Annotated in this window: 14 protein-coding genes; all 14 read right to left on the bottom strand. The window is 37.0% G+C overall.

All coding sequences use genetic code 11. The annotated features are described in order from the left end of the window. Window positions 1-74 precede the first annotated feature (74 nt). The gene (gene gyrB, locus N2Z58_07520) at window positions 75-2,006 is read right to left on the bottom strand and encodes a DNA topoisomerase (ATP-hydrolyzing) subunit B (GenBank protein MCX7654504.1); all 1,932 of its coding nucleotides are present in this window, start codon (window positions 2,004-2,006) and stop codon (window positions 75-77) included. A 100-nt stretch (window positions 2,007-2,106) separates the two neighbouring features. Further along, window positions 2,107-2,415 (bottom strand): DUF721 domain-containing protein, encoded by a 309-nt coding sequence (locus N2Z58_07515; protein ID MCX7654503.1) that lies wholly within the window; start codon window positions 2,413-2,415, stop codon window positions 2,107-2,109. Continuing rightward, the gene (locus N2Z58_07510) at window positions 2,403-3,152 is read right to left on the bottom strand and encodes an aminotransferase class IV (protein MCX7654502.1); all 750 of its coding nucleotides are present in this window, start codon (window positions 3,150-3,152) and stop codon (window positions 2,403-2,405) included. Before N2Z58_07510 ends, N2Z58_07515 begins: the two co-directional genes overlap by 13 nt. Beyond that, complete coding sequence (gene mtaB / locus N2Z58_07505) at window positions 3,124-4,428, bottom strand: tRNA (N(6)-L-threonylcarbamoyladenosine(37)-C(2))-methylthiotransferase MtaB (GenBank protein ID MCX7654501.1); 1,305 nt, start codon at window positions 4,426-4,428, stop codon at window positions 3,124-3,126. Before mtaB ends, N2Z58_07510 begins: the two co-directional genes overlap by 29 nt. Continuing rightward, a complete protein-coding gene (locus N2Z58_07500) occupies window positions 4,425-4,892 on the bottom strand; it encodes a CBS domain-containing protein (protein ID MCX7654500.1) in 468 nt (155 codons plus the stop codon). Before N2Z58_07500 ends, mtaB begins: the two co-directional genes overlap by 4 nt. A 1-nt stretch (window position 4,893) precedes the next feature. Next, window positions 4,894-5,850: a PfkB family carbohydrate kinase gene (locus N2Z58_07495; protein MCX7654499.1), complete on the bottom strand. Its 957-nt coding sequence runs from the start codon at window positions 5,848-5,850 to the stop codon at window positions 4,894-4,896. Then, a complete protein-coding gene (locus tag N2Z58_07490) occupies window positions 5,847-6,581 on the bottom strand; it encodes an ATP-binding cassette domain-containing protein (protein MCX7654498.1) in 735 nt (244 codons plus the stop codon). The genes N2Z58_07495 and N2Z58_07490 overlap by 4 nt, the downstream gene beginning before the upstream one ends. Beyond that, window positions 6,535-6,711 carry a hypothetical protein gene (locus N2Z58_07485; protein ID MCX7654497.1) on the bottom strand — a complete coding sequence of 59 codons (177 nt, stop codon included), beginning with the start codon at window positions 6,709-6,711 and terminating at the stop codon, window positions 6,535-6,537. Before N2Z58_07485 ends, N2Z58_07490 begins: the two co-directional genes overlap by 47 nt. A 196-nt stretch (window positions 6,712-6,907) precedes the next feature. Next, window positions 6,908-8,044 carry an aspartate aminotransferase gene (gene aspC, locus N2Z58_07480; GenBank protein MCX7654496.1) on the bottom strand — a complete coding sequence of 379 codons (1,137 nt, stop codon included), beginning with the start codon at window positions 8,042-8,044 and terminating at the stop codon, window positions 6,908-6,910. A gap of 108 nt (window positions 8,045-8,152) precedes the next feature. After that, window positions 8,153-9,586, bottom strand: a complete 1,434-nt coding sequence (gene gcvPB, locus N2Z58_07475; protein MCX7654495.1) for an aminomethyl-transferring glycine dehydrogenase subunit GcvPB — start codon at window positions 9,584-9,586, stop codon at window positions 8,153-8,155. After that, complete coding sequence (gene gcvPA / locus N2Z58_07470) at window positions 9,583-10,908, bottom strand: aminomethyl-transferring glycine dehydrogenase subunit GcvPA (GenBank protein ID MCX7654494.1); 1,326 nt, start codon at window positions 10,906-10,908, stop codon at window positions 9,583-9,585. The genes gcvPB and gcvPA overlap by 4 nt, the downstream gene beginning before the upstream one ends. Before the next feature lie 23 nt (window positions 10,909-10,931). Then, the gene (gene gcvT / locus N2Z58_07465; protein ID MCX7654493.1) at window positions 10,932-12,224 is read right to left on the bottom strand and encodes a glycine cleavage system aminomethyltransferase GcvT; all 1,293 of its coding nucleotides are present in this window, start codon (window positions 12,222-12,224) and stop codon (window positions 10,932-10,934) included. Window positions 12,225-12,319: 95 nt separating this feature from the next. Further along, entirely contained in the window at window positions 12,320-13,561 is a 1,242-nt protein-coding gene (locus tag N2Z58_07460; GenBank protein MCX7654492.1) for a nicotinate phosphoribosyltransferase, read from the bottom strand. Window positions 13,562-13,611: 50 nt separating this feature from the next. Further along, a partial coding sequence (locus N2Z58_07455) for a TIGR03960 family B12-binding radical SAM protein (GenBank protein MCX7654491.1) occupies window positions 13,612-15,225 on the bottom strand: 1,614 nt, incomplete at its 5' end.

The raw sequence follows: 15,225 nt of genomic DNA, 5'->3' as shown, positions 1-15,225 counted from the left end.
AGAAAAAATTCTCGGTCCACTGGGACCGAGCCGTTTTTGAAGTTTTGCGTTGTATATTGGAAAGTGATTATAAATTACACATCGAGATCCACCAAGCTTAGTTGTCTTGCGTGACGGACAATGTACTCTCTTCTTTCCTCCGGATCTTTTCCCATGAGTATTTCAAAAAGGCTATCTGCTTCTTCAGCATCTTCTATCTTCACTTTAATTATCTTTCTTGTCTTAGGATTCATTGTTGTTTCCCAAAGTTGTTCTGGATTCATTTCTCCAAGTCCTTTGTATCTTTGCGTTTCATACTTTTTACCATTTAAATTTGCAAGTTTTTCTTTCAGTTCTTCCTCTGAATAAAGATAGACTGGTTTTTCCCCTGGGATAGACAATTTATACAATGGTGGCATAGCTATATAAATTCGCTGGTCTTCTATCAATTGTCTCATGTATCGGTAGAAAAGAGCCAACAACAATGTTCTTATATGTGCACCGTCGACATCTGCATCTGTCATAATAACAATTTTTCCGTATCTTAATTTAGTCGGGTCGAAGTTGTCACTAATTCCCGTACCTATTGCTGTTATTATATCTCTTATTTGTTCATTTTTTAATAATTTTAGTTCATTGCTTTTCTCCACGTTCAATATTTTTCCTCTCAAAGGTAATATTGCTTGGAAGTTCCTATCTCTGGCTTGTTTGGCGCTACCTCCTGCCGAATCACCTTCTACTATGAAAAGTTCTGCTTCTTCAATATTTTTTGTTATACAATCCGCAAGTTTTCCTGGCAACGTGGAAGCTCCAAGTGCGCTTTTTCTTTTCACCGCCTCTCTTGCCCGCTTGGCTGCTTCCCTCGCTTCCCTTGCTTGCTGTGCCTTCTGAACTATTATCTTTAAAACTGACTCGTTAACTTCAAAGTAGTCCGTCAGCTTATCCCTGACTATCTTTGCAACTGCTTCTTGAACTTCTTCGTTGCCAAGTTTAGATTTTGTTTGGCCTTCAAACTGCGGTGTACCCATCATAAGTACATTGATAATAGCAGTCATTCCTTCTCTCAAGTCTTCACCTTTGAAAGGTTCACCTTTTATAAAATTTTTCTTCTTTCCAAGTTCATTAACAACCCTTGTAAATGCGGTTTTGAAACCAGTCACATGGGTACCACCATCAACGGTCTTTATGTTATTCACAAAAGAAATGATCGTTTCTCCATCCTCATCGGTGTACTGAAATGCTATATGTGCCTCTATATCTTGATGAACCCCATCGATTAGAACCACTTCGTGGAGTGTTTTGGATCCCTTGTTAACATGCGTTACAAATTCTTTTAGTCCTCCACCATAATGAAGAGTCTTTCTGATATCGTTTCGCTCATCTATAAATTCTATAGTTATCTTAGGATTAAGAAATGCAAGGTCTCTTAACCTGGTCAGTATTGTATCTGCGTCAAATTCTACTGTAGTGAAGATTAATTTATCTGGCTTGAATTTTACTATTGTTCCGCGTTTATCACTTTCACCAATAACCTCTACTTCTGTAGTCTTTACGCCTCTTGAGTACCTTTGTCTGTATATTTTTCCATCTCTGTGCACTTCCACTTCCATCCATTCAGATAATGCGTTAACAACAGAAGCACCAACACCGTGAAGACCTCCACTTACCTTATAACTATTCTTAGAAAACTTCCCGCCGGCATGCAATGTGGTCATAACAACTTCAAGGGCACTTGTCCCAGTATCTGGATGCATATCAACGGGTATACCTCTACCATTGTCCTCTACTTCAACAGATCCATCAGTCCTTATCGTTACACGTATCATATCACAAAAACCTTGTAACGCTTCATCGATGCTGTTATCCACTATTTCATAAATCAAATGGTGTAATCCATTCTTCCCGGTCGAACCGATGTACATACCAGGTCTTTGTCTAACAGGTTCAAGTCCTTTCAAGACTTGTATATTTTGTGCATTGTATTCACTGAAGGTATTTGTTGCTTGTCCTGTGTTTAACTCGCTGATTTTTTCAAACACAATGTTACACCTCCAAATCCTCGTTGAAATACCAAATTTTTAAGCTTAACATTCACTTTTTCCTTATCAACAAAGGGACAATGGTTGTTTATTTTTCTATTTTCGGGCGAAAGCTTTGTTTTACCTCGATAAAAATGTTTTCAATTTTAATTTGTAATTTTTCGAGTATTCTTTTTTTAATTTGTCGTGTCATTTTCTTTAGTTCGGTGGCCCAAACATAATCATCGCACTCTACATAGAGTGCTCCATCCTGATAGTTCTTAAAGTATACGTGCTTTGATATGTAGTTTCCAAGTATAACTTGAGAATTTTCGTTGAGCAAGGTTATAAAGTAAAGTTTTTGAAAAAATGTGTTTTTAACGCTTAGCTCTTTAATAGCATGCCTTAAATTAAGCATCTTATATATTCCTCAAATTCCTTAGAAAATTGTTTACTTAGCTGAGTTGAGCTAACCTGCCACTGACCTATTTGATTAACCGGGACTATTCCTCTGCTGGTATGTGTTAAGAAAATCTCGTCACAGCTGAATAGCTCGTATGGTTCTACAAATCTTTCCTCAATTGTATAATTTTTTTCTTTCAAAAATTTTATCACGTACATTCTCGTAATGCCATCAAGTATTCCAGATTCAAGCGAGGGTGTGATAATTTTGCGATTTTTGATTAAAAATACATTACTAAATGTACCTTCACAGACTTGTCCTTTGCTACCCATCATTATTACGTCGTAGTTATCACCTTTCGTCAAACGTGCAAGATATATATCAGGTCTTCCTAAGCATTTTAGGTCCGGCGGTATACTCCAAGGGTCTGCCCGTCTAATGTTAGTGAAATCAATTTTGACAAAATCTATGTTCATTTCTTCTGTACTTTCGATAGAAACGTAATTTAACAACTTACCAGCATAAACATAAACAACTCTAATTCTCTCAGATAAGTTTTCATATATCAACTGTTCAAATTCTTGATAGCTTGGAGGTAGTATTTTTAAATAAGACAAAGATTTACAAAGCCTGGTGTAATGCTCGTTAATCGCGAAAGGTTTACCTGAGTATGTTCTTAACGTTTCGTAAACTGCTACCCCTTTGGTTAAGCTCTCGATTATTTCAGTCGTTTGAAACTTGCTTTTGAACAACTTTCGACACCACTCCTTCAGAAGTTACAGAGTAAGTCTTAACTTTTACAAAATCACCTATGATTCCGGCATTTGTCTCATGCGGTACGTAATACTCATCGTAACCATAGTATATTCCATTCATTGTTCCTTCAACAAGTACTGTAACAACACGTCCCACAAGCTTTTTCTTGTATTCATTGGCAATATTCTGTGAGTGTTTTATAAGGATATCAATGCGTTCCTTTTTTATGTTTCCAGGTACCTTTTTCTCCATTTGTGCTGCTTTTGTACCAGGTCTTTCGGAGTATCTAAAAGCGTGTACCTTACTAAATTCAGCTTTTGTGATTATGTCGAGCGTCTTTTGAAATTCTTCATCAGTTTCAGCTGGAAAACCTACCATTATATCTGTCGTTATTGAAAACAATGGATCAACACTCCTTAGCTTTTCAACAATGTTTAGGAAATATTCCGAGGTGTAGTTCCTACCCATCCTTTTAAGTACAGACGTACTTCCACTTTGAAGCGGTATGTGCAAATGGTTACAGATCTTGTCACTTTCTAAGATTACCGATATGAGCAAATCATCTATATCCTCAGGATTTATGGAACTCAATCTTATCCTAAACTCACCGTTTATTTTAGAAACTTGTCTTAACAACTGAGAAAGAGAGGTTCCTGTATCGTAACCGTACTTGCCAAGATTTAATCCAGTTATGACTATTTCTTTATGTTTTTTTGTAACCAACTGCTCAATCTCTTTTATCACTACTTCGGTAGGTTTGCTTCTTATTTTCGTTCCTCTCAGAGTCCTAATAATGCAATAAGTACATCCATTGTTGCAACCGTCCTCTACCTTAACAAATGCCCTTGACCTTTCAGCAACGGAATCCTTTACTATTTCGAAAGAGATATCATCTTCTTTCCAGTATTCATTATTTGAATATATACCATTTTCATGGAGAAACTTTAGAATATTCTTTTTTTCGTGATTTCCAAGTACCAAATCAACTCCGAGCAATTTATATTCTGAAGGATCTCTTTTGATCTGCGTATAACAGCCTACAAGGATTATTTTTGAACTTGGATTTTCTTTTCTAAGATGTCTTATAGTTTGTCTTACCTTTCGTTCAGCCTCACCTGTGACAGCACAACTGTTTACAATATACACTGCTGCATCTTTATCTGCATTTGGTATGACTACGTAATCAGCATTCTCGAGCATCTCAATAATTAATTCGCTTTCGTATTGATTCATCTTACATCCTTGTGTAATTACTGAAATCCTTGTGTTCATTTATTCACCACCATGCTTTTCTGGATCGCATTTTTCAACACAGATAAACGAGTAACAACTCCAAGTAAAATATTATTGTCATCAACTACAGGTATCATTTTGTAATTTTTTCTCATGAATGCATCTGCAACATATAGCAACGTATCGTAAGGCTTTACGGTAAAAACGGGTTTAGTAACATATTTACCTATCGGGTCTTTCGATATTTTCTTCAAGTTACTTAAAACAAGGTTAGTATCTGGCAAAAAAGCAGCTGTTTGAAGTAGATTAAAATAGCTCGGCAAACACGCGCGTATAATGTCATCTTCACTGATAAATCCAACAACCTTAAGATCAGTGTCGACCACCGGTATTCCTGAAGTTCCTGTTTTGTCAAGCAAATCTATCACTTGCTCAACTGTCTCATTTTCGAATACGAACGTCAAATCGTAAGTCATCACATCTTTGACTTTGATTGATTCCATACTATTCCACCCTCTCGCTTGAAATCAGTTCAAGATATTCTTCTATCTGTTGTCTTGAAGGTGGTTCTTTGCCGATGTAGGAAGTTTTTGCAACAGCTGCAGCGTACCCGTATCTAGCCATATCAAGGCAACATTTACCATCTAATTGAGCCAAAACCATTGCAGCCACAAATGTATCACCCGTACCAAGCAAATAAGAGTGATCTATATCAACCTTTGGAGAGAACTTCCAAACACCATCTACAGTTCCAACAAAGTCAAAAATCGTTTTGTAGGAAACTATAACAAGCTTCGCGCCACTTTTAACAAATTCCTTTGTGGCTTTTATGTATTCATCTTCTGTGTGCAATATGTTTCCAAGTATTTTTTCACTTCGTCTCATGTCATATTTTAAAACATCCGGAAACGCTAACTTGATGGAGTCTATTATTATTTCGTCACGTGCCTCCCAAAAAACTTTCTTGTTGTATTTTTTGGCTATCTTTGTAAGTTCACCGTAAATACTATTTGAAACACCACGTGGTACACTACCAGAAATTACAACAACACTAACTTGTTGAAGCAGCACCTCGTACCTTTTTAAAAAGGCTTCCATAGAATAGTTATCAACATAAGGACCTTCTGAATTTATCTCCGTTAGCGTGTGATTCACAGTATCCGCAATTGCTATGTTTTCCCTTGTTTCATCGTTGATATGTACAAAACTTGTTGAAATGAGTGAGTCAATCTTTCTGAGTTCGGATATTAAAACATTCCCAACATACCCTCCAACAAAGCCAGTAACAATTGAAGGAATACCGTACTTAGATAGAATAACAGCCACGTTTACTCCCTTCCCACCAGGAGTCATTTTGTTTTTTTCATTTGAGACAATGTTGAGTTTATCAATACTAAAATTTTCTATGATAAACTCCCTGTCAAGAGCCGGATTTAAACAGACAGCAAGCACTTTTCTCATTGTTTTACCCCCACTATATACTCGTCTGGATCTCCGTTGTACACAATTTTACCATTCTTCATGATTATCAATATATTACCAAGTCCAAGGAATCTTTTCAAAGTTCTTGTGGCTAATATTATTATTTTTTCCTTTGAAAGATCTTTAAGTAACTTAGTCACAAACTCGACGTGTTCGTCATCCAAGTGATCTATTAAACAATCAAATACCAAAACCGATGATCTTCTCACAGAAGAAATAAACAATAAAAGTCCTATCTTTTCAAGTACGTAAAGAGAAGAAAGCGGAGTTCTTTCAAACTTGTACAAAGCTTTTAAAACTCCGAAGTTGTCAAGTTGTTCAGCAAACTTCTCAACACTGAAGTCAAACTCACGACCAAACACTAAGTACACAAGTTCTTTCAAGTTTAAGTGGTCAAGCGATTCAAGAAAATTCGTGTCAAGATAATTTACAATTTCTCTAAGTTCTTTTTCTTTATACTCACTGATATCTTTTCCTTCCAATAGAATCTTACCTGTGTATTCAACAGAAGGATACACTTCTGGATTCAAATTTGCTAAACTCCTTAAAAATGCAGATTTTCCCGACCCTCTTGGTCCATACAAGATAGCTATATCACCTGTTTTAAGCGACAAATTGATATTTTCAAACAGTACACTTTCTCCAACTTTTGCTGTAAAATTTTCACATACTACTTGTGTTACCTTGCTCTCTACCTTTTTTCTCTTCATCCTTTTTCACCGTATCCTTAAGCCTTTTTTCAAGCATTTCTTGGGCTTTTTTATCACCCAAGTTAGCTAACTTTATAAGCTCGTATTGGGATATTATCTTTTCCTTATTCAATTTCATCAACTTTCGCATTTTATCATCTCCTTGGTCTGTTTTTATTTTTATTTTTCACTGTTATTATACCATTTTTCAGTTAACACGTCTTGTACTGTTTTTTAATTTTCTGGTGCTTAGGTTAATTTTTCAATAAATACAAAAGTTAAAATTAAAAAGCGGGGGGAAAATTCCCCCTGCTTGCAATGAATGGTAAGTAAATTGATTGATCAATTTAATATCTTGTTCTGTCATCAATAAACTCTTTTATGCGTTTTAAACCCTTGCCAATATTTTCGATGTTGGTGGCAAAACTGAGTCTTACAAACCCTGGCATCTCGAAAGCGCTACCAGGAACAGTTGCAACGAGCTTTTCGGAAAGTAACTCTTTACAGAATTTTTCGTCATTTTCCTCCACTTTAAAGAAAAGATAGAACGCACCTTTTGGTTCAATAAACGTTAGTCCATATTCCTTTGCCTTTTGAATAACAAATTCCCGACGTTTTTTGAACTCTTCGATCATCTCACTGTTATCAGTTTCACATGCAGCAATCGCGGCATATTGGGCTATAGTGTTAATGTTTGAACTTATGTGCCCTTGAATTTTGGAGATTCGTTTTTTTATATCTTTATTTTTTGTGGCTGTGTAACCAACACGCCAACCTGTCATGGCATGAGACTTGCTAAAGGCGTTCACATATATGAGTAGTTCATCATCCACAAGTCCATACAGTGATATATGATCGCCATCGTAGACAAGTTCATCGTAAACTTCATCCGTGATAACGTAAATCTTTCTTTCATTTGCTATTTTCGCTATATTCGATAATGTTTCCCGATCGTATATACCTCCGGATGGATTGTTTGGTGAATTAACTACTATCACTTTTGTACGTTGTGATATACGCGACCGTAGGTTCTCAATTGATGGCATGAATTGGTTCTCAAAGTGTGTTCTAACAACAACTGGTTTACCTCTTGCCATGAGTATCTGTGGGATGTAGCTCACCCAAAGTGGTGAAAAAAGAATCACTTCATCCCCTTCTTCAAGCAGAGAAGCAAAAGCGTTGAAAAGTGCTTGTTTTCCTCCATTACTGACGACGATTTCATCAGGAGTGTAATCAATACTCTTTTTTCTTTTCAAATAACTTGAGATTGCTTCTCTAAGTGGAAGTATACCATTGCTATCCGTATATTTTGTGTAGCCTTTTTCAAGCGCCTCTATTGCTTTTTCTACAATAGCTCTTGGGGTGGGAAAATCTGGTTCACCAGCTGTAAGATTCACAACATCTTTTCCTTCGGAAATAAGCCTTTTTGCAAGCGAATCTATTTCTAAGGTTTTTGATGGTGCAATTAACTCTGCTGGATGCAAAATCATCACCTCTTTTTGTGTTTTTACTAAGTCTTGGTTAAAAAATACAAATTATAAACAATCAGAGAAGATTTATTTACTTCCAACTGTAAGCTGATTCACTCACATCTAGCATTTACATCTAAAAATTGGAAATTTTGTTGCAGTTACATCATCAAGTCTTCTGACTGGTGTAGTGTACGGTGCACCTTTGACTAACTCGGGTTTTTCGATGGCTTCTTTGTATATTTTTTCCATTACTTCAATAAATAAATCAAGCGTTTGCTTACTTTCGGTTTCTGTTGGCTCTATCATCATAGCTTCGTGTACAATTAATGGGAAGTAAACCGTTGGTGCATGCAAACCATAGTCCAACAACCTCTTAGCAATATCCAAAGTCCTAACACCAGTTTTTTTAGAAAACTCTTCGTTGTCCACAACAAATTCATGCATACATGTTCCATCGTAAGCAATCTTAAACAACTTTGATAATTTTACTCTGAGATAGTTTGCATTAAGAACAGCCATATCACTAACGTGTTTAAGTCCTTTGTTTCCCATGGTAAGAATATATGTGTAAGCCTTTACCATAACAATGAAATTACCGTAAAAACTTCTTACCATACCTATACTCTTGGGTAAATTGTAATCCAAATCATACTTATCACCGAGGTTTCTTATAACTGGAACCGGAAGGTAAGGTACCAAATGTGCTTTAACACCTATTGGCCCACTTCCAGGTCCTCCCATTCCATGAGGTGTACTGAATGTTTTGTGTAAGTTAAGGTGTACGATGTCAAATCCCATATCTCCGGGTCTAGTTCTACCCATTATAGCGTTTAAGTTTGCACCATCGTAATATAACAATGCTCCAACTTCGTGTGCTAATCTGGATATTGTAAGTATATCCTTTTCAAAAAGTCCAAGTGTATTTGGGTTTGTTAGCATTATTACTGCAACACTATCATCAAGATGTGCTTTTAATTCTTCTAAGTTGATACAACCATCGGGACCAGACTTTAATTCTATAACTTCATATCCTGCCATGGCAGCGGAGGCGGGATTTGTTCCATGGGCACTGTCTGGTACGAGCACCTTTTTTCTTTTTGAAAGCTCGCCTTTATCTTCAAAGTAAGCTCTTGCAATTAACAAACCAGTTAATTCACCGTGCGCCCCGGCAGCTGGTTGTAATGTCATGTCATCAGTACCTGTAATCTCACACAATAATTCTTTCAGATGTCCCATAAGGTTTATTGCGCCTTGTATTGTTTCCCTTGGTTGCATGGGATGTAGACCTGTGAACAATGATGCCATATCCTCATTTATCTTCGGATTGTATTTCATCGTACATGAACCAAGAGGATAGAATCCTCTATCAACTGAGTAATTTTTCATAGCAAGTTCCGTGTAATGTCTAACTACATCTACCTCTGAAACTTCTGGAAGTTTTGGTTCTTCTTTTCTAATTAGATACTCCGGCAAATTGCATGGCATTTCAGGTAATTCATAAGCAGGAAGTTCGTAACCTTTTCTACCACGAGTAGATCTTTCAAATATAGTCATTTCAACATCACCTCAACTAATCTTTCAATCGAGGTCCTTGTGTTTACTTCCGTTGTACAAACAAGAGCACTTGGACCAAGTTCTTTGTAAACCCTATCTATCGGGATTGGACCAAGTATACCTTCTTTTACCATATCATGCCATTTTGTTCTGTATTTATCGTCAACTCTTATTACAAATTCATTGAAAAATTCCCCATCAAATATCCTTGTAAAACCATTTTCCTCAAGTTTTTTCGAAAGATAATGAGCATTGTTGTAAGAACGCCAAGCCACTTCTCTTAATCCATTTGGGCCCATTGTAGAAATGTAAATTGCGTTAATAAGAGCAACATAAGCTTGGTTTGAGCAGATATTGGATGTTGCTTTTTCTCTTCTTATGTGCTGTTCTCTTGTTTGGAGTATCATTACATAACCCCTTTTTCCATCTATATCCTTTGTCTCACCGATAAGTCTACCTGGCATCTTACGAACATGCTTTTCAAGTGTGGTAAAGAATCCTATGCCAGGTCCCCCCAAATTTGGTGTTACACCAAGTGATTGACCTTCGCCAACCACTATGTCCGCACCGAATTTTCCTGGTGCTTCGAGCAGTGCCAGTGAAACAGGTTCTGCAACTACTATGAAAAGAACGTTCGATGGAATTAACTCACGTAAAGTTTTAAGATCTTCTACAACACCAAAGAAATTCGTATAAGCAGTTGCTACAGCTGCTGTTTCACCATCAATAAGTTCTTTTAACTTTTCCAAGTCGATTCTACCAAATTTGTCGTAGCCAACCTCCAAAATTTCTATTCCATGTGGTTTCGTATATGTTTTTGCAACAGTTTTGTATTCTGGGTTTATTGTCCTTGCTACTATCATTTTAGTTTTACCAGTTATTCTTGTTGCCATAAGCAAGCTTTCAGCAAATGCACTTGCACCGTCGTACATAGATGAGTTGGCTACTTCCATTCCAGTGAGTTCGCACATCATGGTTTGGTACTCAAACAACATCTGAAGTGTGCCTTGCGAAACTTCAGCCTGATAAGGGGTATAAGCGGTAACAAAATTAGGGTTTGAAGCCATATGCTTAACCACTGTAGGAATGTAGTGAATGTATATTCCAGCACCAAGAAAAACGTTCTCAGGTTCGAAATACACGTTTTGCTTCACTAATGTTTCTATATGTTTCCTTACACTGAATTCATCTTTCCCTTCAGGTATATTGTAACCGTCTATGGTCTTCGGAACATTGGTAAAGAGCTCGTCTACGCTACTAATTCCTATTTCTTGAAGCATTTGTCTAATTTCTTCTTCTGTGTGAGGAACATATCTGTGCACGTTTTTCACCCCTTTTTATTTTTTCATTTTTTTGACCTTACGCTACCTCTGTAGAATGGAATTTTTGTCACTGTTGCTTCAGCATACTTGTCCCTAATTAGTACCTCTAGTTTATCTTCTATCTTTATATTTGCATCAACCATTACGAATGCAATTGGTTTTTCGAGAGTTGGCGAGAATGTACCACTTGTAACATAACCTACCTTTTGTCCATCTTTGTAAACTTCCATATTGTGTCTTGGTACCAGCTTACCATTGAGTACAATGCCTCTTAACCTTCTTTTCAACCCCTCTTCCTTTTGCCTAATCAAGGCATCCTTACCGAAAAACTCACCTTTCTCAAATTTTACAGCCCAAGGTATTGAAGCTTCCAAAGGTGTTATCGTTTCATCCATATCATTTCCATACAAAAGCAATCCAGCTTCAAGCCTAAGTATATCTCTTGCACCTAATCCAGCAGGTTTAATACCTATTTCCAGTAGCTTTCTCCAGACAGTGGCGGTCTGATTCGATGGTAGGTACAATTCAAACCCATCCTCGCCAGTATAGCCTGTCCTTGAGATTATTCCATTAACTCCAAAAATCCTACCTTCTTTAAACGAATAGTATCTTATTTGGTCAAGATCTAAGTCTGTATGTGGTTGCAATATCTCTTGGGTTTTTGGACCTTGGATTGCAATAAGTCCTATTTCATCTGATACATTCGTCAACTTTACGTTAAATTTTTCAGCCAATCTCAACAAATGATTGAAATCTTTTTCTATATTTGCCGCGTTTACAACAAACATAACCTTCTCTTGAGAGATCTTATAAACTAACAAATCATCAACAAACCCACCATTTTCGTTACACATAGCAGTATAAATTACGTCACCAAAGTCTATAGATCCAAAGTCATTTGTAACAACGTAATTTGCAAACGCTAAGGCGTCTGATCCTTCGCACATGAACTCTCCCATATGCGAAACATCGAACATTCCTACATTTTTTCTCACATTTTGTACTTCTGCAACTATACCTTCGTATTGCAACGGCATGTAAAATCCGGCAAATTCAACCATCTTTGCACCAAGTCTCAAGTGATCTTCGTAAAGAGGTGTATACTTCACATTCTTTCCCTCCCAATTTATGATTTCAATTGCTTCGCTGTATTTTTCTTCGGGTACAAGGACTTCACACTGCACACTACTTCCAAATATCGAATGAACAAAAACATCCGTTCTTTGGATAATTACCGGAATGTTATTTGATATTAACAATCTTTCAATAATAGCTGCCTCAATTTCACCAACTGTGCTTCTCAAAATTTTCCACACAGATACTAACTCCCATCTTTGAAATTCTAAAATTTATAAGCTCACGCGCTGCTACAATCATTTTACCACCTTTCTGATTTTGCCCCAATTTTAATTTATTCCTCCCAATAACGTTTACCGACAATCTTTAGGTGTGACGCATCTTTTTTATATCTTCCTATCTTTGCACATGGTTTTCCATTCACTTCTACTATGTCAGCAGTTATATCAATCTTTTTCTTGAGCAGTTTTGAGCCAACCCCGTATACATCGGCTGGTACACCAAGTGCTTCAAAAAGCCTTATTTTTTCTTCGTCAAAACCACCAGAAACAACAATTTTAAGCCCATTAAGTCCCACTTTATCAAATTCTTGACGTGCCTTCCAAACAAGCTCAGGACACACACCAAAAGATTGCGGACCTACCGGTGTGACAGATTTATCTCTTAAGTTACCAGAAGTATCGAATCTAACACCCCATATTTTATTCTTGCCAGTACCAATGATAGGTGATGGATCTGTTTGTCCCAACACAAATTGTTTTCCTGTTAAGTACTCATAGTGTTTTTTAACTACTCTAAAGGTTGTACCAATCACATCGTTGTCCCAATCAACAAGGACTATCCTATTAACATTTTCTGGCATATATTTATCAAATGCTATAGCTGCATCTTCGGTACTTCCATCATATGCAGCGATTAATGCGTGTGGAATTGTACCCATGGATTCAACACCCCAATAATCTGCGTTAGCATCTGTCGAGACACCGAAGGCTCCAGCTTTTAACGCAGCGTATCCATCTGTTGCTTGTACCCAATAATGATCAAAACGTGCACTGAAGAACAGAATTGGTTTGCCGTTTGCAGCTTCAACCACCTTCTTCACCGCGGTTGCCGTGCTTGTTGCACGAGCTATAACACCAAGTAAAACGGTTTCGAGATAACCAAAATATACTGGATCCCCTTCAATCGTCATTAGAGGTTCTCCTTCTGGAATGTATTCACCGTCATAAACAGCTTTAACCTCTATTTCCTCCCATTTATCAATCCACAATTCATTTAATTTCAATCGTAAATCCCATTTTTTTCTTGTAAGATCTACGATCTCTTCTACATTACCATCCACTGCAAGACTTTGCATGACTTTATCAAGGTGCAAGATGTCATTATACAATTCTCTGGCTTTCATCTCATCTTTGTAAAACCCCGTACAATATCTCAATATTGCTAATGCTTCATCTACTCCGCAAACAACAGCGTTGTCCCTTGGAAAAAATTGATAATAAACTCTCGGATGTCTGTTATCCTTTTTCAATACCTCAACATACCTTGTGAAGTATTTATCCGAATAATATCCCATACGTATTCTATCGATAGGCACTTTGAAAACTTTTGGATGAAGCCTTTTACTCACCCTTTATCACCTCCAATTACATTTTTTACCTTATACTCAAAACACACACCACAAAAACCACAAACATTTCTGCAATCGCTTGTTTGAATACCTTTAAAAAATTTTTGATATTCTTTCCAAAGAAACTCCTTACTAACTCCGCTGTCAAGATGATCCCAAGGAAAATCCTCTAATCCGTACGGACCAACATATTGGGTGTAATCTACATCTTCAAGCAATTTTATCCACTTATCGAACGAAAAATACTCTCCCCATTCATCATAGTAACCTATCTTGTATGCTTTTTCAATAACAGAAAAAAGCTTTCTATCTCCGCGAGAAAGAATTCCTTCAACAAAACTTTTCTTACCATCATTAATATCTATCTTTCCGTATTTTCTATACTGCCCAAGGATTCTCTTCACATCATCCATGTATTCTGGCGGACGAAGTTCGGCAAATTGAAAAGCCGTATGAGGCTTAGGAATAAGTAGATTTACCGAAGCGGTTATCTCTGAAAAACCTACCCTTTTAACTTCTTTCAACACCTCACCTATGGCTCTTATATCTTCCTCTGTTTCATTCGGAAATCCAACCATGAAATAGAGTTTTACTCTCCTCCAACCTGCTTGCTTTGCCTGCTTTACCGTGTTTATTATATCCTCAAGTGTTATTTGTTTGTTTATTGCATCGCGCATCCTTTGACTTCCCGCTTCTGGTGCAAAGGTAAGTCCTGTTTTTCGTACTTCTGATATTTTCTCGGCAATCTTGATATTAAATGCATCCATTCTTGTCGATGGAATGGATATAGATACTTTCTTATCTTTTAACCCTTTAATTAGCTCTTCGACTATTTCATTTATCTGTGAGTGGTCAAGAGAAGATAAAGAAAGCAAAGAAATTTCACCATACCCTGTGTTTGCGATAAGCTTTTTAGCACTTTCAACAATTTCACTAACATCTCTTTCACGAACAGGTCTGTAAACATAACCAGCATGGCAAAATCTGCATCCTCTTGTACACCCTCTGCTTATTTCTATTACTCCCCTGTCATGTACACTCTCAACATGTGGTAGTATTTTTCGTGTCAACGGATTCACACTACTTAAGTCCTTTAGAATGTTTCTCTTAATCCTTTGTGGTGCAAAATCATACTTTGGTAATATCTTCTTTCCTTTTTGTTCATAAAAAGCAGGTACGTAAATTCCATCCAACTTGATAAGCTCTTTTAACCGTTCTTCTCTATGCATCCCTTTTGTATAATTTATAATTCTTAGCATTCCCTCCAAGTTCACTTCACCGTCACCGAGATAAACAGCATCGAATGCTTCCGCAATAGGTTCGCAATTGTACACCACAGGTCCACCGGCAATTACAAGTGGATGACGATCATCTCTGTCAGATGCTTTCAAGGGTATTTTGGAAAGTTCAAGTAACTTCAAGACATTCGTGTAAGAAAGCTCATATTCAAGAGAAATACCTATAGCATCAAGCTCATAAACAGGTGTTCTCGTCTCAAGCGTGAACAATGGTATGTTATTTTTTTCCATCAGATCTATCATATCGACCCATGGAAGAAATACCCTCTCTGCATAAACAAAATCTAAGCTATTTGCTAGCCAATATAGTAT

Origin of the sequence: Fervidobacterium sp. (assembly GCA_026419195.1) — a bacterium.
In the GTDB taxonomy this organism is placed as follows: Bacteria; Thermotogota; Thermotogae; order Thermotogales; family Fervidobacteriaceae; genus Fervidobacterium.
This window is presented reverse-complemented; position numbering and strand designations above follow the sequence as displayed.

Bases quoted from the DNA above. Each gene is read 5' to 3' on its own strand.
- N2Z58_07500 (MCX7654500.1), bottom strand. From the start codon at position 4,892: ATGGAATCAATCAAAGTCAAAGATGTGATGACTTACGATTTGACGTTC.
- N2Z58_07490 (MCX7654498.1), bottom strand. From the start codon at position 6,581: ATGAAGAGAAAAAAGGTAGAGAGCAAGGTAACACAAGTAGTATGTGAA.
- N2Z58_07485 (MCX7654497.1), bottom strand. From the start codon at position 6,711: ATGCGAAAGTTGATGAAATTGAATAAGGAAAAGATAATATCCCAATAC.
- mtaB (MCX7654501.1), bottom strand. From the start codon at position 4,428: ATGAACACAAGGATTTCAGTAATTACACAAGGATGTAAGATGAATCAA.
- N2Z58_07460 (MCX7654492.1), bottom strand. From the start codon at position 13,561: ATGGGATATTATTCGGATAAATACTTCACAAGGTATGTTGAGGTATTG.
- gcvPB (MCX7654495.1), bottom strand. From the start codon at position 9,586: ATGACTATATTTGAAAGATCTACTCGTGGTAGAAAAGGTTACGAACTT.
- N2Z58_07515 (MCX7654503.1), bottom strand. From the start codon at position 2,415: ATGCTTAATTTAAGGCATGCTATTAAAGAGCTAAGCGTTAAAAACACA.
- N2Z58_07495 (MCX7654499.1), bottom strand. From the start codon at position 5,850: ATGAGAAAAGTGCTTGCTGTCTGTTTAAATCCGGCTCTTGACAGGGAG.